This is a genomic window from Jannaschia marina, from assembly GCF_013404595.1.
GTDB classification, from domain to species: domain Bacteria; phylum Pseudomonadota; class Alphaproteobacteria; order Rhodobacterales; family Rhodobacteraceae; genus Jannaschia; species Jannaschia marina.
In genome coordinates this window covers 33,237-50,410 of sequence record NZ_JABVAX010000005.1, presented here as the reverse complement: position 1 = coordinate 50,410, position 17,174 = coordinate 33,237, and the positions used below count along the sequence as shown (strand labels likewise).

The following is a 17,174-nucleotide window of genomic DNA, read 5'->3' as shown; positions in this document are numbered from 1 at the left end:
GTGCGGGCCGGGTGGGGGCGCGTCGGCCCCCGGTCGTTCACGTCAGATGGCGAGGTATTCGGCGCGCAGCTTCTCGTCGTTCAGGACTTCCGCCGCCGTGCCGTCGAAGACGACGCCGCCGGTGTCGAGGATGACGGCGCGGTCCGAGAGTTCGAGCGCGCGCACGGCGTTCTGCTCCACGAGGATCGTGGTCATGCCGAGCTTGCGGATCTCGATCAGCGTCTTCTCGATCTCGTCGACGATGACGGGGGCGAGGCCCTCGTAGGGCTCGTCGAGGAGGAGGAGCTTGACGTCGCGGGCGAGGGCGCGGGCGATGGCGAGCATCTGCTGCTCCCCGCCCGAGAGGGTCACCCCCTCCTGCTTGCGGCGCTCGCCGAGGCGCGGGAAGAGCTCGTAGAGGCGTTCGAGCGACCAGCCGACGGGCGGCGCGATCTGTGCGAGCTTGAGGTTCTCCTCGACGGTGAGGCCCGGGATGATCCGACGATCCTCGGGCACGAGGCCGAGGCCGGCCTGCGACGCCTCATGCGCGCTCATCTTGTGCAGCGGCTGGTGGTCGAGCCAGATCTCGCCGCGCCGAAGCTCGGGGTCGCCGACGCGGGCGCAGGTGCGCAGGGTCGAGGTCTTGCCGGCGCCGTTGCGGCCCAGCAGGGCCAGGATCTCGCCCTCGTGGACGTTGAAGCTGACGCCCTGCACGATGTAGCTCTCGCCGTAGTAGGCGTGGATGTCGTGGACGCTGAAATAGGCGGGCGCGGTGGCGGCCTTGTTGGCGTCGCGGGTGAAGTCGGGTTTGACGTTCATCGGTTCGGTCTCCTTGCCGGTGCCTCGGGGGCGTCCGGGAGGTGGGGGATCCTCGGGTCAGGCCCGAGGATGACGGTCCGTCGGGTGGGCATCACCGTGCCCACCGTCGTTTCAGTGCCCGGAGCTTTCGCCGAGGTAGGCTTCGCGGACCTTCGGGTGGCCCTTGATGTTCTCGGGCGTGTCCTCGACGAGGGGCGTGCCCTGGGCGAGCACGGTGATCCGCTCGGCCAGCGAGAAGACGACGTGCATGTCGTGCTCGATGATGCAGATGGTGATCGGGCGCGACGCCTTGATCTCCTTCAGGAGGTCGATCGTGTTGTTGGTGTCCGCCCGCGCCATGCCCGCCGTCGGCTCGTCGAGAAGGAGAAGCCGCGGCTCCTGCGCGAGGCACATGCCGATCTCCAGCCGGCGCTTGTCGCCGCGGGACATCGACGCCGCGTGCATGTCGCGCTTGTCGGCCATGTTCATGTCCTCGAGCATGTGCTCGGCACGCTCCACGATTTCGGCGTCGCGCATCATCGCACCGTAGGCGTTGATCGAGAAGGCCCCGTCGCGCTTGGCGAGGCAGGGGATCATCATGTTCTCCATCACCGTCAGGTCGCCGAAGATCTCGGGCGTTTGGAACACGCGGGAGATGCCCATCTGGTTGATCTCGTGCGGCTTGCGCCCCAGCACGCTCTGCCCCTCGAAGGTGACGGAGCCGGTGTCGGGGATGAGCTTGCCGACGAGGCAGTTGAGGAGCGTGGACTTGCCCGCGCCGTTCGGCCCGATGATCGCGTGGACCGACTGGTCGGCGACCGAGAGGTTGACGTCGCCCAGGGCTTGCAGGCCGCCGAAGCGCTTGCCCACGTTCTTGACTTCGAGAATTCCCATGTCGGTCACTCCTGCGTCTGGCGCTGTTCGGCCGCGGCCTTCTCGGCGTCGGCGGATTTACGGTCGCGGCGGAAGACGGTCACGAGCTTCTGCCCGCCCTGCACGAGGCCGCCCGGCAGGAAGATGACCACCGCCATGAAAAGCAGGCCGAGCGTCAGGTGCCAGCCCTTGCCCACGAAGGGGTAGATGATCGCCACGACGACGTCCTGAAGCCCGTCGGGCAGGAAGGAGAACCAGGCGTTGAGCGTGCTTTCGTTGATCTTCGAGACGATGTTCTCGAAGTACTTGATGAAGCCCGAGCCCAGCACCGGCCCGATGAGCGTGCCGGCCCCGCCGAGGATCGTCATCAGCACGACCTCTCCCGATGCCGTCCAGAACATGCGCTCCGCGCCGACCTGGGTGTCCATCGCGACGAGGAGTCCGCCGGCGAGGCCCGCGTACATCCCCGAGATCACGAAGGCCGCGAGGGTGTAGGGCTTGGGCGAGATGCCGGTGTAGTTCAGGCGGTTCTGGTTCGACTTGACCGCGCGCAGCATCATCCCGAAGGGCGACCGGAAGAGGCGGATCGACAGGTAGAAGGCGATCAGCATCACCACGCCCGCGATGTAGTAGCCGGCGTTGAGCGTGAAGATCCAGGCTCCGAAGCGCATGTTGGTGCTGGCCTGCATGTCGATCCCGAAGAGGTTGGCGCGGGGCGTTACGCCCGCCTCGAGCGGCGCGTCGAGGACGCGGGGGTCGAAGTACTTGAGCTGCAGGCCCGTCTCGCCGCCGGTGATCGGGGTGAGCACCGAATAGGCCAGCGCGTAGGACATCATTGCGAAGGCGAGCGTCAGGATCGAGAAATAGATCCCCGAGCGGCGCAGCGAGATGAAGCCCACGACGAGCGAGAAGAGACCGGCGACGACGACCGAGGCGACGATCGCGGGGATGACGTTGAGCGTCAGCAGCTTCATCATCCAGATCCCGGCGTAGGAGCCGACCCCGAGGAAGGCCGCGTGGCCGAAGGAGAGGTAGCCCGTCAGGCCGAAGAGGATGTTGAAGCCGATCGCGAAGATCCCGAAGATCACGAACCGTTGCATCAGGTCGGGATAGCCCGCGTTGAACTGCGCCATGGCGCTGCCGGCGGGGAAGGGGTTGAGGAGGAACGGCGCGAAGAGGATGAGCGCCGCCACGAAGAGCAGGAGCATGAAGTCTTTGCGGCCGAGGCCGAGGAGGCTGCCCCCCTTTGCGCGCGCCGGGGCGGCGGGCTTGGGGGTCGCCGCGGGGGCGTGTTGGGCTTGGTCTGTCATGGGATTAGTCCTCCATCACGCCCTTGCGGCCCATGAGGCCACGGGGACGGGTGAGCAGCACGATGATGGCCACGAGGTAGATGATGATCTGGTTGATGCCGGGCAGCACGTCGAGCACCTCGGTCATGGAGGCGAAGGCCTCGATGATGCCCAGAAGGAAGCCCGCGAGGACGGCCCCGGGCAGGGAGCCCATGCCGCCGACGACCACCACGACGAAGCTGAGCACGAGGAAGTCCATCCCCATGTGGTAGTTCGGCGAGTTGATGGGCGTGTACATCACGCCCGCGAGGCCCGCGACGGCGGCGGCGATGCCGAACATGATGGTGAACCGCTTGTCGATGTCGATGCCGAGGAGCGTGACCGTCTCGCGGTCCGCCATGCCGGCGCGCACGACCATGCCGAAGGTGGTGAACTGCAGGAAGGCAAAGACGGCGGCGATGATGACGGCGGCGAAGAGGAAGTAGATCAGGCGCCAGTAGGGATAGACGATGCCGCCCGGATCGAAGCCCAAGAGTACGCCGAAGTCGAAGGAGCCGACGAAGGCGTCGGGGGCGGGCGTGGGGATCGGGTTCGCGCCGTAGAAGTACTTGATGATCTCCTGCAGCACGATGGCGAGGCCGAAGGTCACGAGGATCTGGTCGGCGTGGGGGCGCTTGTAGAAGTGGCGGATGAGGCCGCGCTCCATGGCGACGCCGATGGCGATCATCACCGGGATCGCGAAGAGGATCGAGAGCGGCACGGCCCAGTCGATGATCGCGGCACCGGCGGTTTCGCCGAAGATCTCCTGCACGTAGTAGACGTCGACCTTGAGCGGATTGCCGAGGAAGTCGGTCCGGGTCTCGTCGACGACGCTGTGGCTGAGCTGCAGCAGGCGCGAGAAGGTGACGGCGCAGAAGGCGCCCAGCATGAAGAGCGCGCCATGGGCGAAGTTCACGACGCCCAGCGTTCCGAAGATCAGGGTCAGGCCAAGGGCGATGAGCGCGTAGGCGCTGCCCTTGTCGAGCCCGTTCAGGACTTGAAGAATGATGGCTTCCATGTGCGCGGCCCCCGGTGGATGCGAATGGTCGGTGAGAGGAGAGAGGTGGGCCGCCGCCCGCACGAGGAGCGGCGACCGGGGAGAGACCGCCCCGGCACGGAGCCGGAGCGGGAAGGGAGGCTCAGGCCCCCGGGTTGCACTCGCCGAGCGAGCCGCCCGCGAACTGCGGATGGTCGGGCTCGTAGGTGACCTGGTCGGCCGGCGTCACCTCGACGATCTCCACGAGGTCGAACTCGTTCTCCGGGCTCTCCTTGCCGCGCACCACGACCACGTCCTTGAAGCACTGGTGGTCGTCGGCACGGTAGAGCGTCGGGCCGTTGCCGAGGCCGTCGAACTCGAAGCCCTCGAGGGCCTCCGCCACGGCGCAGGGGTTGAAGGAGCCCGCGCGGGTGACCGCGTCGGCATAGAGCAGCGTCTGCACGTAGCAGGTGTGCGCGGCCTGGCTCGGCGGGAAGCCGTACTTCTCGCCGAAGGACTTCACGAAGGCATTGGTGCCCGAGTAGCGCTCGCCAAGCTCGTTCTCGAGTTTCCAGTCCCAGTTCTGGGAGCCGAGGATGCCGGCGATGTTCTCGCCCGCGCCGCGCGCCATCAGCTCCGAGTAGAGCGGCACGACGATCTCGAACTTCTTGCCGTTCACCTCGCGGTCGCGCAGGCCGAACTGCACCGCGTTGGTCAGCGAGTTGACCATGTTGCCGCCGTAGTGGTTGAGCACGAGGATGTCGGCGTCCGACTGCAGCACCGGCGCGATGTAGGACGAGAAGTCCGTCTGCGTCAGCGGGGTCAGCACGGAGTTGACCGTCTCCCAGCCCATGGCCTCGGTCGAGGACTGGACGGCCTCCTGGGTGGTGTAGCCCCAGTTGTAGTCGGCGGTCAGGTGATAGGCCTTGCGGTCCTCGCCGTACTGCGCGGCCAGGATCGGGGCGAGCGCGGCGCCCGACATGTAGGAGTTGAAGAAGTGGCGGAAGCCGTTGGCCTTCTTGTCCTTGCCGGTGGTGTCGTTCGAGTGGGTGAGGCCGGCCATGAAGATGATGCCCGCCTCCTGGCAGAGCGCCTGCACGGCGACGGCCACGCCCGAGGACGAGCCGCCGGAGACCATGATGGCACCGTCCTTCTCGATCATCGAGCGGGCGGAGGCGCGGGCGGCGTCGGACTTCGTCTGCGTGTCGCCGGTGACGAAGGCGACCTTCTTGCCGAGGATGCCGGTGCCGTCGAGGTTCTTCTCGGAGAAGGTCTGCAGCATGCCGCCGTCGCCTTCGCCGTTGAGGTGCTCGACCGCCAGCTCGAAGGCGCGCAGCTCGTCGGCACCCTCGTCGGCGTAGGGGCCGGACTGCGGCACGTTGAAGCCCAGCGTCACGGTGTCGCCCTGCGGCGCGTTGGTGAAGCCGGTATGGCCATCGGCCCAGACCGCGCCCGTGAAGACGGTCGGAACGGCGAGGCCGGCACCGGCGGTGGCACCGGTCTTCAGCACGCCGCGACGGGTGAAGTTCGATTTGGTCATCCAAGACCCTCCCTTTTTATGAGACCGGCCCATCCCCCTCCAGAGTGGACCGGAACAGCCCGCCTTACCTTGACGGGACAAGGACAGCTTGCGGGACGGAGGGTCAAACCTTCAATAAGGCTTCGCGAGGAAAGAATTTTCTTGTAAAGAAAATGACAGCGCGGAGCGGAAACCTGTAAATTGCTTCTCCCGCAGGTGCGGCATCGCCGCCCGTGCAGATGCAGCAAGGCTCTCACATCAGGAGGTTGTATGGCCCGTCTCGTTCCCACCGGCCATCGGATCCGGGAGCGCCGGCTCGCCCTCGGGCGGAAGCAGGCGGCGGTCGCGGCGGCGGCGGAGATCTCGCCGTCCTACCTCAACCTGATCGAACACAACCGCCGCGCGATCGGGGGCGCGCTCCTGACCCGGATCGCCGCGGCGCTCGACATCGACCGTGCGGCCCTCGCCGAGGACGGGGATTCGGATCTCGTCGAGGCGCTGCAGGCGGTCGGGGCGGCGGCGGATCTCGACCCGGAGGCGCGGGCCGAGGCGGCGGAGGTGGCGCGGCGGCATCCGGGCTGGGCACGGCTCGCCGTGGCGCAGGCCGGGGCGCTGGCCGCGCAGGCGCGCACGATCGAGGCGCTGACCGACCGGCTCTCGCACGACCCGACGCTCGCCGAGGCGATGCACGAGCTTCTGTCGACGGTCTCGGTCGTGCGGTCCACGGCCTCGATCCTGGCCCAGACGCCGGAGATCGACGCCAACTGGCGCGGCCGCTTCCACGCCAACCTCGACGCCGACAGCCGCCGGCTGGCCGAGGGGGTCGAGGCGGTGATGGAGCTCTTCGGAGCGCGCAAGGACGGGGGCGACGCGCGGCTTCTGCCGTCGGAGATCGTCTCGCAGTTCCTCGACGCCGCCGGCCACCGGTTCGAGGCGCTGGAGGAGCGGGGCGCGGCGGCGGTGCCGGAGCTTGTCGCCGGGATCGAGGACGGGGCGGCGCGGCGGCTGGCGACCGATGTACTGGCGGGCGATGCCGCCGATGCGGAGCGGCTGCCCCGCATGGAGGTCGAGGCGGCGGCGGGGCCCGACGACCTGATCGCCGCGGCGGGCGGCGACCTCGCGCTCGTGCTGCGCAGGATGGGGGTGGTGGATCCGGGCCGGGGCCTCGTGATCTGCGATGCGGCGGGCGCGCTCCTGCGCCGCAAGCCGGTGGCGGGCTTCGCGCTGCCGGTGATGGGCGCGGGCTGCCCGCTCTGGCCGCTCTACGCGGCGCTCGCGCAGCCGGGGCGGCCGCTCGCCACGGTGATCGAGACGCCCGACGGGGCCGGCTGGCACGCCCATGCCGTCGCCAGCCCGATCGCGCCCGCGGGCTTCGGCGCGGTGCCCGTGCTGCGCGCGACGATGCTGCTCACGCGGGCGCGCAGCGCCGGCGCGGGGGCCCCGGTCGGCCCCGGCTGCCGCGTCTGCCCGCGCACGGGGTGCGCCGCGCGGCGGGAGCCGTCGGTCCTTTCGGAGGGCACGGCGCTGGACAGCGGGGGCGCACGCGTGGAAGGATCGGACCCGGGAATGACCGGAGGGGAGGCCGGGCATGGCTGACGCAGCAGGGAGAGCGGTGGAGCATATTCCGCGCGTGCTCCTGATCGAGGACGAACAGAACATCGCCACCGCGATCTCCTTCCTGCTCGGGCAGGCGGGCTGGCGGGTGTCGACACATTCGGACGGGGCGACCGCGCTCGAGGCGATCGCGCGGCACGCGCCGGACGTCGTGGTGCTCGACGTGATGCTGCCGGGGCGCTCGGGCTTCGACGTGCTGGGCGGTATCCGGGAGGGGGCGGGCGACGTGCCGCGGGATCTGCCGGTCCTGATGCTGACGGCCAAGGGCCAGGCGAAGGACCGGGAGCGGGCCGAGGCCCTCGGGGCGAGCCGCTTCATGACGAAGCCGTTTTCCAACCAGGAGCTGGTGGCGGCGGTCACCGCGCTGGCCCGGTCGACGGCGTGAGCCGCGCCACGCCCCCCGATCTCGCCCCGGACGCGAGCGCCGCCCAGCGCCGGGCCCTGCGCCGGGCGCGGGTGGCCGACGGCGCGCGGCTCCTGCCGTTTCTCGGCGGCGCGCTCTTCCTCTTGCCGGATTTCGTACTCTCCGACGGGCCGGCGGCCGCGGGGGCGACCGCCCCCTGGCTCATCTACCTCTTCGCGTCCTGGCTGATGCTCCTGGGGCTCGCCGCATGGCTCGGGCGGCTGCATCTGCGGGCCGAAGCGGAGGCCCCCGACGCGCGGGTGGGCGACGACGGCGACGGCTGAGGCGATGGGACCGTCGCTCAACCTGCTGATCGCGCTCTCGCTCGTCTACGTCGCGTTCCTCTTCCTCGTTGCCTTCGCGGGCGAGCGGCAGGCGGCACGAGGCCACGGCCTCCTGCGCGGACCGGCGATCTATACGCTTTCGCTCTCGATCTACTGCACCGCCTGGACGTTCTACGGCGCGGTCGGCTACGCCGCGCGCTCGGGGCTCGAGTTCATGACGATCTACCTCGGGCCCACGCTCGTCTTCGTCGGCTGGTGGTGGGTGCTGCGCAAGTTGGTGCGGATCGGGCGGGCGGAGCGGATCACCTCGATCGCCGACATGATCTCCTCGCGTTACGGCAAGTCGACTTCGATCGCGGTGCTGGTGACGCTTCTCGCCGTGGTCGGCACGACGCCCTACATCGCGTTGCAACTGCAATCCGTCACGCTTTCCTTCGGGGTCTTCGCCGCGCCAGGAACGCAAGCGTCGGAACTCAAGGGCCTCGCCTTCTGGGTGGCGGCGGGCCTCGCCGTCTTCACGATCCTCTTCGGGACGCGCAAGCTCGACACGGGTGAGCGGCACGACGGCATCGTCAGCGCCATCGCGGTCGAGGCCATCGTGAAGCTGGTGGCGCTCCTCTCGGTCGGCCTTTTCGTGGTCTGGGGGCTGAACGGGGGGGCGGCCGCCACGCGGGAGGTGATCGCGACGTCGGAGCTCGCGGACTGGACGGCGGTACCGGGGCGGTGGGCCGCGCTCATCTTCGTGTCGGGCGCGGCGGTGATCTGCCTGCCGCGGATGTTCCAGGTGCTCGTCGTCGAGAACTCGGACGAGCGCCACCTCGCCACGGCCTCCTGGGCCTTTCCGGCCTACCTTCTGGCGATGTGCATCTTCGTGGTACCGATCGCCGCGACGGGCCTCGCGCGGATGCCCGCGGGCGCGAACCCCGACCTCTTCGTACTGACGCTGCCGCTGGCCGAGGGGCGGGAGGGTCTGGCGCTGCTCGCGTTCCTCGGCGGCTTCTCCTCGGCGACGTCGATGGTGATCGTGGCCGCGGTCGCGCTGGCGACGATGCTGTCGAACCACGTGGTCATGCCGCTCTGGCTGGCGTTCAACGAGCGCGACGGTGCGCGGCGGGCCACGATCTCGGGTGACGTCCGCGACGTGGTGCTGCGGGCGCGGCGGGTGTCGATCCTCGTGGTGCTGGCGATGGGCTACGCCTATTTCCGCGCGACCGGGGGGACGGCGGCACTGGCCTCGATCGGCCTCATCAGCTTCGTGGGCATGGTGCAGGTCCTGCCGGCGCTTCTATTCGGCCTTTTCTGGACGGGGGCGACGCGGTTCGGGGCCGCCTGGGGCATCGCCACGGGCTTCGCCGTCTGGGCCTGGACGATGCTGGTGCCGGTGCTGGCCTCGGAGGCGTTCCTCGCCGCCGGGCCCTTCGGGATCGCGGCGCTCCGACCCGAGGCGCTCTTCGGGCTGGCCGGTGACCCGCTGGTGACGGCGCTCGTGCTGTCGCTCGGGCTCAACACGCTCGTCTTCTGCGCGGCGTCGCTCCTGTCGCGGCCAACGGTGATGGAGCAATTGCAGACGCCGCGCTTCGTGCAGGTCTTCGACCGGGCGACGCCCGCGCGGGCCGGGCGGCGACGGGCCAGCGCCGGGGCGGAGGAGCTTCTGGTCATGGCGCAGCGCATCCTCGGGGCGGAGGAGGCGCAGGCGCTCTTCGCGGCCGAGGCCGCGGCACAGGGCCGCCCCGACGCGCTGCCGGAGACGACGCCGGAGCTGCTGGAGCGGCTGGAGCGCAGCCTCGCCGGATCGGTCGGGGGCGCGACGGCCTATGCGATGGTGACGGGCATCACCGGCGATGCCGCGGTCTCGGTCGAGGATCTGCTGGCCGTGGCCGACGAGACGGCGCAGATCATGGAGTATTCCACCCGCCTCGAGGCGCAGTCGCAGGAGCTGACCCGCACGGCGGGCGAGCTGCGCGCGGTCAACGACAAGCTGACGGCGCTCGGCCACCAGAAGGATGCATTCCTGAGCCAGGTGAGCCACGAGCTGCGCACGCCGATGACGTCGATCCGCGCCTTTTCGGGCATCCTGCGCCATGCGGACCTGAGTGACGCGGACCGGACGCATTACGCCGGCATCATCCTCGAGGAGAGCGAGCGCCTGACGCGACTTCTCGACGACCTCTTGGACCTGACCGTGCTTGAGTCGGGCCAGGTCGTGCTGAACCCCGCGGACGTCGACCTGCATGACGTGATCGAGCGGTCGGTGACGGCGGCCGGGCAGACGGGCCTCACGCTCACGCGGGACCCGGCGGCCGAGGTGGTGACGCTGCGGACAGACGGCGACCGGCTGGCGCAGGTTTTCATCAACCTCATCACCAATGCCGGCAAGTACTGCGATGCGGAGGCTCCCGCGCTGCGGATCGTGGTGCGGCCGGAGGCGGATGCGCTCGTCGTCGACTTCGTCGACAACGGATCGGGCATCGCACCGGGGGACCGCGGGCTCATCTTCGAGAAGTTCGCCCGGCTCAGCGATCAGGCTGCGGCCGGGAGCGCGGGGCTCGGCCTCGCCATCTGCCGGGAGGTGATGCTGCGGCTCGGCGGGGACATCGCCTATCTGCCGGGGCAGGGGGGCGCGGCCTTCCGCGTGCGGCTGCCGCGCGACGTCCCGATGGCGGATGCGGCGGAATAGGCATCGCGCCACAAGGCTTTGTTAACCCCTATCGCGCAGACAGGAGGGCGTCACGCTACCGCCCGGACCGCAATGCCCGTCGATTCGCCCCTTTCCGTTCTCCACCGCATGGCCGGTCACCGTCCCGGCGGCGCGGGTGCGCCGGCGGCCGAGACCGCGCCGGCCCCCGGGCTCGAACGGGCGATCGCCATGGGGGCGCTCCGGGTGGGCGACGGCATGGCGGGCCTCGGTCTTTCGACGGCGGGGCGTCGCTCGCGCCGGCTGGATGCGGAGGCGGCCTTCGCCGATCTCGACGCGAACGCGCTCTGCCTGATGATCGACCCGCCCGATCTCACGCAGGAGGAGATCGTGGCCCATTCGCCAGACGTGCTGGCCGCGCTGATGGGTCTGATCGTGCTCGATCCGGCGATGACGGATGCGCTCGTGGAAGTGCAGACCATCGGCCGGGTCGAGGGTCCGGGGCGGCCGGGGCGGCGCCCGACGCGCATCGACGCGGCGCTGGCGCAGCCCTTCGCCCGCGCTCTCCTCGAACAGATAGGACGCCTCTTGCCCCCCGACGGCGCGGAGCCCGTGCCGGGCGGGCTGCGGGCGGGCAGCTATGTCGCGGGGCCAGACTCGCTGCCGCTCATCCTGACGGCGCGGCGCTACCTGCGCGTAGACCTCGACCTGCGGCTTGGCGCGGCGGGGCGCGACGGCGCGGTCTCGATCCTGCTGCCGGTGGACGAGATGGCGCTGCCGGCGGCGGGAGACGACATCGACCCCGAGGCCGGGTGGAAGGTCGCCATGCGCGCCGCCGCGGAGGACGCGCCGGTGCTGTTGCAGGCGGTTCTGCCGCCGATGCGGATGCCGCTCTCGCGGCTTCTGACGCTCAAGGTCGGCGACCTGATCGAACTGGAGCCGCAGGCGCTCGCCGAGGTGGTGCTGCACGGCGGGGCGTCGGGCGTGGTGATGCGGGGCCGGGCGCGCGTGCCGCGCGGCACCTCGATGCAGGCCCGCCTTGGGCAGCTCAACGGGATGCGCGCGGTGAAGATCGCGGCGCTTCCGGGCGAGGCGCGGAGCCGGGATGAGGAGGCCCCGGACGACGACGGCTTCGGCACGGAGCCGCCGCGTCTTGCCGAAGGGCGCGCGCCGGCCGCATCCGCACCCCCGCCGCCCGAAGCCCCGGCGATCGACCCCGCCGTCGCGGCGGACCTGGCCGACCTGCCGGACCTTCCCGACCTGCCGGATCTGCCCTGAGCGCATCGGTGCGAACGGGCTTGTCCCCGCCGCCCGAAGCTGCATCCTGAGGCGGCTCAAGGGGAGGCCCAGATGACCGCGACGACCACGCCCATGGGGCTGCGCAAACGGATGCTCGACGGCGAACGGCTCGTCGGCACCTTCATGAAGACGCCGAGCCATGTGGCGCTCGAGATCCTGATCCTCTCGGGCCTCGATTTCGTCTGCCTCGACGCCGAGCACGCGCCCTTCGACCGCGCCGCTCTCGACGCCTGCCTCGCCGTTGCGCGGGCACGGGACTTTCCCGTCCTCGTGCGCATTGGCGACGGGGCCCCGGCGCGCATCCTCGACGTGATGGACATGGGCGCGACCGGCATCGTCGTGCCGCATGTCGACAGCGTGGAGAAGGCCCGCGCCATCGCCGCCGCCGCGCGCTTCGGTCACGGCGGGCGCGGATATGCCGGCTCGACTCGCTGGGCCGGCTACACCTCGGGCACGATGCCCGATCTGCTGGAACGGAGCCGGGCCGAGACGATTGTGCTCGCCCAGATCGAGGAGCCGGAGGGCGTGGAGGCGGCCGAGGGTATCGCGGGCGTCGCGGGGATCGACGGGCTCTTCACCGGGCCGGCGGACCTGAGCGTGGCCTATGGGCACGAGAGCCTCGACAACGCGGACCTGAAGGCGGCGATGGAGACCGTCGGTGCGGCCTGCCGCGCGGCGGGCAAGGCCTATGTCACCTGGGTGCCCGATGCCGCCACGGCGGCCGCCTGGCGCACGCATGGGTTTAGCGTTTTCGTCGTCTCTTCGGAGCATGGCTGGATCCTGCAGGGCGCGCGCGCCGCCGCGGCCGGCATCCGCGAGGTGCCCTAGGGGACGGGATATCAGGGGCCTTGCACCCGGCGCATGGGGGAAATGCCGCATCCGCATTGGTAATTTGCGGCAGTGCGGCATAACTTCGGATCAACCAGAAGAGGTGGGTGACCCCGCCGCCGAGACCCGGAGAAGAAGACCATGACCCAGCCAACCGTCGACATGATCGAAATCGAAGCCCGCGCCCGCGCCATGCGCGCCGCCTACCTGCGCGACCTGTTCGCCGGCCTCGTCGCCCGCCTGCGCGGTGGCCGCGCCGCCGGTGCCGCCCACGCCTGAGCCGGCTCACCCGCGCCGGCCAGAGCCGATGTAAAGGCCCCCGCGCGGGGCCTTTCGCTTGTCCGGGGAAGGGCGTATCGGGCGGTATGACCGATGATGCCACCGCCCGCCCGCGCCTGCGCCTGAAACCCAAGGCCGACGCGCGCCGCATCCGCCACGGGCACCCTTGGGTCTATCTCGACGACGTGGTGGCCGACCGGCGCAGCCGCGCGCTCGCCCCCGGCACCCTGGCCGTGCTGGAGGATGCGGAGCGCGCCCCGCTCGCCACCGTGGCGGTCAACATGGGCTCGCGCATCGCGGCCCGCGTCCTCTCGCCCGATGCGGAGGCGGCGATCGACGGGGCCTTCCTGCGCGCCCGGCTCGCCACCGCGTTGGCGCACCGCGAACGGCTCTACGACGCGCCGTTCTACCGCCTGATCCATGCCGAGGCCGACGGGATGCCCGGCGTCGTCATCGACCGGTTCGGCGACGCGGCGGTGGTGCAGCCCAACGCGGCCTGGGCCGACGCGCGCGCGGAGGAGATCGCCGCCACGCTCGGCGAGATGGGGATCGCCCATGTCCTCCTGAACGCGAGCGGCCGGGCACGGGCGACCGAGGGTCTGTCGGATGAGACGCGGTGGCTCGCGGGCGATGTCGAGGCGGCCCTTCCGGTGCCGATGAACGGCGCGACCTACATGGCCGATCTGACCGGGGGACAGAAGACGGGGCTCTTCTACGACCAGCGGCCGAACCACGCGTTCGTGGCCGGTCTGGCCCGAGAGGCGCGCGTGCTCGACGTCTTCAGCCACGTGGGCGGCTTCGGGCTGGCGGCGCTCGCGGGCGGTGCGGCCTCGGCGCTCGCCGTCGACGGCAGCGCACCGGCCCTGGCGCTTGCGACGGAGGGCGCGACGCGGATGGGCCGGGCCGCCGATTTCGCGACGCGGCAGGGCGATGCCTTCGCCGTCATGACTGCGCTCGGGGAGGAGGGCGCGCGTTTCGAGGTGGTCGTCGCCGATCCGCCCGCCTTCGCCCCGGCGAAGCCTGCGCTCACCGCCGGCCTGCGCGCCTACGAGCGGGTCGCGCGGCTCGCCGCGCCTTTGGTGGAGCCGGGCGGATACCTGACGCTCTGTTCCTGCTCGCACGCGGCGGAGCTGTCGAAATTCCGCGCCGCCTGCATCCGGGGGATCGGCCGCGCGGGCCGGACGGGCCAGCTGATCCACACGGGCTTCGCGGGGCCCGATCATCCGGTGCATCCGCAACTGGCGGAGACCGGCTATCTCAAGGCGCTGACGTTCCGGATGCTTGATTGAAAGTCTTTCTCGACGCCTGCGTCCTCTACCCGACCGTCCTGCGGGAGATCCTGACCGGCTGCGCGGCGGCGGGGCTCTATCGTCCGCTCTGGTCGCCGCGCGTGCTGGAGGAATGGGCGCGGGCCGCGCGCAAGATCCCCGGTGGAGAGGCCGTCGCGCGGGGCGAGATCGCGGGGTTGCGCGCGGCCTTTCCGGGGGCGGAGGTGCGACCGGGCGAGGGCACGATGGCGCGCCTGTACCTCCCCGATCCGAACGATGTGCATGTGCTCGCCGCCGCCTCGGATGCGGGCGCGGACCGGCTGGTGACCTTCAACATGCGGGATTTTCCGCGCCGGGATGTCATGGCCGAGGGGATCGTCTTGCAGAACCCTGATGCCTTTCTGATGGACCTCTGGCTGGGCGACGGCATGGCGGTGGCGGACGTCGTCGAGACGGTGCGCGCGACGGCCGCGCGCCTCTCGGGCGAGGACCAGCCGCTGCGGCCGCTTCTGAAGCGCGCGCGCCTGCCGCGGCTCGGCAAGGCGCTCGGGTAGCGGCCGCGCCGCTCAGCCCCCCGCCGGCACCAGTGTCGTGATCCCGACCGCGCCTGCGCGCGCGAGTTCGGGGTCGAGTGTCATCGGGATGTATTCGCCGCGCCGCCAGAGTTCGCCCAGGTCATCGTAGTGGCGCGAGAGCGGGTGGCCGGATTGTCCCGTCGAGGTGATGAAGACGCTGCTCTCGGGGTCGGCGAAATCGTAGACGCCCCGGTAGGTCGCCGCGTGGACGTTGAGGAAGGGCTCGGGCAGCTCGCCGCCGGTGCGCCCGCGCTGCAGCGTGTGGTCGCCGCCCGAGGTCGACTGCCGGATGTTCACCACGAGGCCGAGGCCCGGCAGGTCGCCGAGCACGGGATGGTCGGAGCGCGCCTCGTGGGCATCGCCCCACCGCCAGGTCTCGACCCCCGCGCCGTAGCGGTCTTCGAGGAACTGCAAGGCGTCGTCGAGCGACTGGCGCGCGACGTCGGTGCAGGTCTCGGGCTGGGTCGACTGGATCACGTCGCACCAGGCGCCGGCCCCGCCCAGATCGCGGAAGACGCGCTCGATGAAGAGCGGCTCCATGCGCGGATACTCCGCGGCGAGGGGGCCGAGATCGTCGCGGATCAGCCGCTGCTGCAGGAAGCGCATCCAGGCGGCGTAGATCAGCGGCTCGGGCAGATGCTCCGACATCTCGCCGTTCCAGGCGGCCAGAAGCTCCAGCGCGACCTGTCGCCGCCGCTCGGGCGTGCCGGCGGGGGCGGCGTCGCCGGTGAACCAGAGGTCACGCCCGACGAGGGGCAGGAGGCTGCGCGCGGCGAAGGAGACGGTATCGAGCTGCGCCTCGATCAGGCTTTCTCGGGTATGGACCTCCCGCGCCTGCATCAGCCGTTCCATGCGCTGGACCCGCTGGCTGTCGCCCCACCAATGGCTCAGGTGATCGGGGAAGAGCGCGTCGGTCGTCTTGTTGTTCGTGTTGCCCAGAAGGCCGCTCTCGGGCGTCGTCCAGACCGGGTTGGCATCGGCGGGCTTCAGCCCCTTCCAGCGGTTCGTGGCGATCCAGCCGGGTGTGGGGATGCGGCCTTCGGACTGGTGCAGCTCGTCGCGGTCGGGTTGCCGGCCCATGACGGTCATCGCGATGTCGGTGCCGTCGGTCAGCATCAGGTTCTGCGCGGGGGCGACGAAGTGCTGCGCGGCGGCGAGGCCCTCTTCGACGTCGGCCGCGCGCATCAGCTCGAGTCCGGTGCGCATGGAGGTGTCGGCCTCCTCGAGCGCGGTCCAGGCAAGGGCGGCGACATGGTCCGGGGGCGTCACCAGCCCGAGGTCGAACTGCCCGGCGGTCAGGACCGGGCCGTTTTCGGTGCGCCGCAGGGTGAGGGTGACCGGCTCCGCGTCCTTGATGGTGATGATCGTGCGCTCGGTCTCGAACGCCGCCCAGCCGTCGGGGGTGCGGTACTGCTCGGGGTTGTCGGGGTTGAGCGCTTCGATCATCACGTCCTGATCGTCGAGATAGGAGGAGGTGAGCCCCCAGCCGAGCCGCTCCGTCCGCCCGGCGAGCACGATGGGCATCCCCGGGATCGTGCCGCCGATCACGCCCCCCGTCTCGAGTTCGAGCCGGGCGAGATACCACAGCGTCGGGGCCGAAAGTCCGAGATGCGGATCGTTCGCCAGAAGCGCGCCACCGGCGGCCGCGCGGCCCGGCGCGACCGCGAAGGCGTTCGAGGCTCCGGCGAGGTCGCGGGCCGGCACGGGCCAGAGATCGGGCCGCGGGCCGGTGCCGGCCCCGGCGAACTGGCGGTCGGCGAGGCCCGGGAAGAGATCCCCGGCGAGGACGACGGTGCCTTCGCCCGGCAGGTCGGGATGCAGGTCGCGCAGGCGGGCCTCGTCGAGCGTGAGCGAGGCCCGGGCGCGCAGCACCTCCTCGCCCAGATGGCCCGAGAGCTGCAGGGCCATGAGCTTCACGATGGCGAGGCTGTCGGCGGGCTGCCACGGCGCGATTTCGGGGCTGAAGAGGAAGAACTCGGGCGCGCCGCGGCCCGAGGCGCTCTCGTTGATGACCTCGATCCGGGCGTTCACCCCGGCGGCATAGGCGTTGAGCATCGAGAGCGTCTCGGCGTCCTGCGCGGCGACGGAGGCGACGGCGGCGCGGTAGAGGCCGAGACGGCGCAGAAGTTCGTCGGTGCGCAGCGTCCGCTGCCCGAAGATCTCCGATAGCTTGCCCTGTGCGGTCCGCCGCAGGAGCGTCATCTGCCAGAGCCGGTCCTGCGCGTGGGCGTAGCCGAGGCCGAAGAAGACGTCGGCGTCCGACTGGCCGAAGACGTGGGGGACATTGTGGGTATTGCGCACGATCTCGACCGGTGCGGAGAGGCCGCGCACCTCCTCGGTGGCGTCGTAGTCCGGCAGGCTGCGACCGGCGAGCCAATAGACCGCGAGCACCGCGACCCCCGCGAGAAGGAGCACGCCCGTCACCGTCCTGAATGTCCAGCGGAACATCCGTTCCATAGTGCCTCCTGTTGACCCGCGCGGCCGGGGCCGATCTAACCCCGGTGACATTTGGATGC

At 70.7% G+C, this 17,174-nt stretch carries 15 protein-coding genes; 9 read left to right on the top strand and 6 right to left on the bottom strand.

What is annotated here, in order from left to right; all coding sequences use genetic code 11:
• Positions 1 to 42: 42 nt before the first annotated feature.
• From HSX43_RS10585 to HSX43_RS10565, 5 genes are all read right to left on the bottom strand, one after another.
• Positions 43 to 798 carry an ABC transporter ATP-binding protein gene (locus HSX43_RS10585; protein ID WP_179380103.1) on the bottom strand — a complete coding sequence of 252 codons (756 nt, stop codon included), beginning with the start codon at positions 796 to 798 and terminating at the stop codon, positions 43 to 45.
• Between the two features lie 111 nt (positions 799 to 909).
• Positions 910 to 1,671, bottom strand: coding sequence for an ABC transporter ATP-binding protein (locus HSX43_RS10580; protein WP_179380102.1), 762 nt, complete (start codon positions 1,669 to 1,671; stop codon positions 910 to 912).
• 5 nt (positions 1,672 to 1,676) lie between these two features.
• A complete protein-coding gene (locus HSX43_RS10575) occupies positions 1,677 to 2,858 on the bottom strand; it encodes a branched-chain amino acid ABC transporter permease (protein ID WP_235962630.1) in 1,182 nt (393 codons plus the stop codon).
• A gap of 106 nt (positions 2,859 to 2,964) precedes the next feature.
• A complete protein-coding gene (locus HSX43_RS10570; protein WP_179380100.1) occupies positions 2,965 to 3,996 on the bottom strand; it encodes a branched-chain amino acid ABC transporter permease in 1,032 nt (343 codons plus the stop codon).
• A gap of 121 nt (positions 3,997 to 4,117) precedes the next feature.
• On the bottom strand, positions 4,118 to 5,494 hold the full coding sequence (locus HSX43_RS10565) for a substrate-binding protein (RefSeq protein WP_179380099.1): 1,377 nt from the start codon (positions 5,492 to 5,494) through the stop codon (positions 4,118 to 4,120).
• Between the two features lie 249 nt (positions 5,495 to 5,743).
• Here HSX43_RS10565 and HSX43_RS10560 point away from each other — a divergent pair, with 249 nt between their 5' ends.
• The 9 genes from HSX43_RS10560 to HSX43_RS10520 all read left to right on the top strand — a co-directional run bounded on the left by HSX43_RS10560 (position 5,744) and on the right by HSX43_RS10520 (position 14,637).
• The gene (locus tag HSX43_RS10560) at positions 5,744 to 7,069 is read left to right on the top strand and encodes a helix-turn-helix transcriptional regulator (RefSeq protein ID WP_179380098.1); all 1,326 of its coding nucleotides are present in this window, start codon (positions 5,744 to 5,746) and stop codon (positions 7,067 to 7,069) included.
• Positions 7,062 to 7,472 carry a response regulator transcription factor gene (locus HSX43_RS10555; RefSeq protein WP_179380097.1) on the top strand — a complete coding sequence of 137 codons (411 nt, stop codon included), beginning with the start codon at positions 7,062 to 7,064 and terminating at the stop codon, positions 7,470 to 7,472. Before HSX43_RS10560 ends, HSX43_RS10555 begins: the two co-directional genes overlap by 8 nt.
• Positions 7,469 to 7,774, top strand: a complete 306-nt coding sequence (locus HSX43_RS10550) for a hypothetical protein (protein WP_179380096.1) — start codon at positions 7,469 to 7,471, stop codon at positions 7,772 to 7,774. The genes HSX43_RS10555 and HSX43_RS10550 overlap by 4 nt, the downstream gene beginning before the upstream one ends.
• Before the next feature lie 4 nt (positions 7,775 to 7,778).
• Positions 7,779 to 10,451 carry a sensor histidine kinase gene (locus HSX43_RS10545; RefSeq protein ID WP_179380095.1) on the top strand — a complete coding sequence of 891 codons (2,673 nt, stop codon included), beginning with the start codon at positions 7,779 to 7,781 and terminating at the stop codon, positions 10,449 to 10,451.
• 108 nt (positions 10,452 to 10,559) lie between these two features.
• Positions 10,560 to 11,687 carry a FliM/FliN family flagellar motor switch protein gene (locus HSX43_RS10540; RefSeq protein WP_179380094.1) on the top strand — a complete coding sequence of 376 codons (1,128 nt, stop codon included), beginning with the start codon at positions 10,560 to 10,562 and terminating at the stop codon, positions 11,685 to 11,687.
• A 72-nt stretch (positions 11,688 to 11,759) separates the two neighbouring features.
• Positions 11,760 to 12,536: an HpcH/HpaI aldolase family protein gene (locus tag HSX43_RS10535; RefSeq protein WP_235962619.1), complete on the top strand. Its 777-nt coding sequence runs from the start codon at positions 11,760 to 11,762 to the stop codon at positions 12,534 to 12,536.
• 141 nt (positions 12,537 to 12,677) lie between these two features.
• On the top strand, positions 12,678 to 12,815 hold the full coding sequence (locus HSX43_RS10530; RefSeq protein ID WP_179380093.1) for an RSP_7527 family protein: 138 nt from the start codon (positions 12,678 to 12,680) through the stop codon (positions 12,813 to 12,815).
• Positions 12,816 to 12,901: 86 nt separating this feature from the next.
• Complete coding sequence (locus tag HSX43_RS10525) at positions 12,902 to 14,104, top strand: RSP_2647 family RNA methyltransferase (protein WP_179380092.1); 1,203 nt, start codon at positions 12,902 to 12,904, stop codon at positions 14,102 to 14,104.
• Entirely contained in the window at positions 14,101 to 14,637 is a 537-nt protein-coding gene (locus HSX43_RS10520; protein ID WP_179380091.1) for an RSP_2648 family PIN domain-containing protein, read from the top strand. The genes HSX43_RS10525 and HSX43_RS10520 overlap by 4 nt, the downstream gene beginning before the upstream one ends.
• 12 nt (positions 14,638 to 14,649) lie before the next feature.
• Here HSX43_RS10520 and HSX43_RS10515 read toward each other — a convergent pair whose 3' ends face one another.
• The gene (locus HSX43_RS10515; RefSeq protein WP_179380090.1) at positions 14,650 to 17,115 is read right to left on the bottom strand and encodes a penicillin acylase family protein; all 2,466 of its coding nucleotides are present in this window, start codon (positions 17,113 to 17,115) and stop codon (positions 14,650 to 14,652) included.
• Between the last annotated feature and the right edge of the window lie 59 nt (positions 17,116 to 17,174).

Bases quoted from the DNA above. Each gene is read 5' to 3' on its own strand.
- HSX43_RS10535 (WP_235962619.1), top strand. From the start codon at position 11,760: ATGACCGCGACGACCACGCCCATGGGGCTGCGCAAACGGATGCTCGAC.
- HSX43_RS10560 (WP_179380098.1), top strand. From the start codon at position 5,744: ATGGCCCGTCTCGTTCCCACCGGCCATCGGATCCGGGAGCGCCGGCTC.
- HSX43_RS10515 (WP_179380090.1), bottom strand. From the start codon at position 17,115: ATGGAACGGATGTTCCGCTGGACATTCAGGACGGTGACGGGCGTGCTC.
- HSX43_RS10570 (WP_179380100.1), bottom strand. From the start codon at position 3,996: ATGGAAGCCATCATTCTTCAAGTCCTGAACGGGCTCGACAAGGGCAGC.
- HSX43_RS10555 (WP_179380097.1), top strand. From the start codon at position 7,062: ATGGCTGACGCAGCAGGGAGAGCGGTGGAGCATATTCCGCGCGTGCTC.
- HSX43_RS10545 (WP_179380095.1), top strand. From the start codon at position 7,779: ATGGGACCGTCGCTCAACCTGCTGATCGCGCTCTCGCTCGTCTACGTC.
- HSX43_RS10580 (WP_179380102.1), bottom strand. From the start codon at position 1,671: ATGGGAATTCTCGAAGTCAAGAACGTGGGCAAGCGCTTCGGCGGCCTG.
- HSX43_RS10585 (WP_179380103.1), bottom strand. From the start codon at position 798: ATGAACGTCAAACCCGACTTCACCCGCGACGCCAACAAGGCCGCCACC.
- HSX43_RS10525 (WP_179380092.1), top strand. From the start codon at position 12,902: ATGACCGATGATGCCACCGCCCGCCCGCGCCTGCGCCTGAAACCCAAG.
- HSX43_RS10575 (WP_235962630.1), bottom strand. From the start codon at position 2,858: ATGCTCCTGCTCTTCGTGGCGGCGCTCATCCTCTTCGCGCCGTTCCTC.
- HSX43_RS10540 (WP_179380094.1), top strand. From the start codon at position 10,560: ATGGCCGGTCACCGTCCCGGCGGCGCGGGTGCGCCGGCGGCCGAGACC.
- HSX43_RS10565 (WP_179380099.1), bottom strand. From the start codon at position 5,494: ATGACCAAATCGAACTTCACCCGTCGCGGCGTGCTGAAGACCGGTGCC.
- HSX43_RS10530 (WP_179380093.1), top strand. From the start codon at position 12,678: ATGACCCAGCCAACCGTCGACATGATCGAAATCGAAGCCCGCGCCCGC.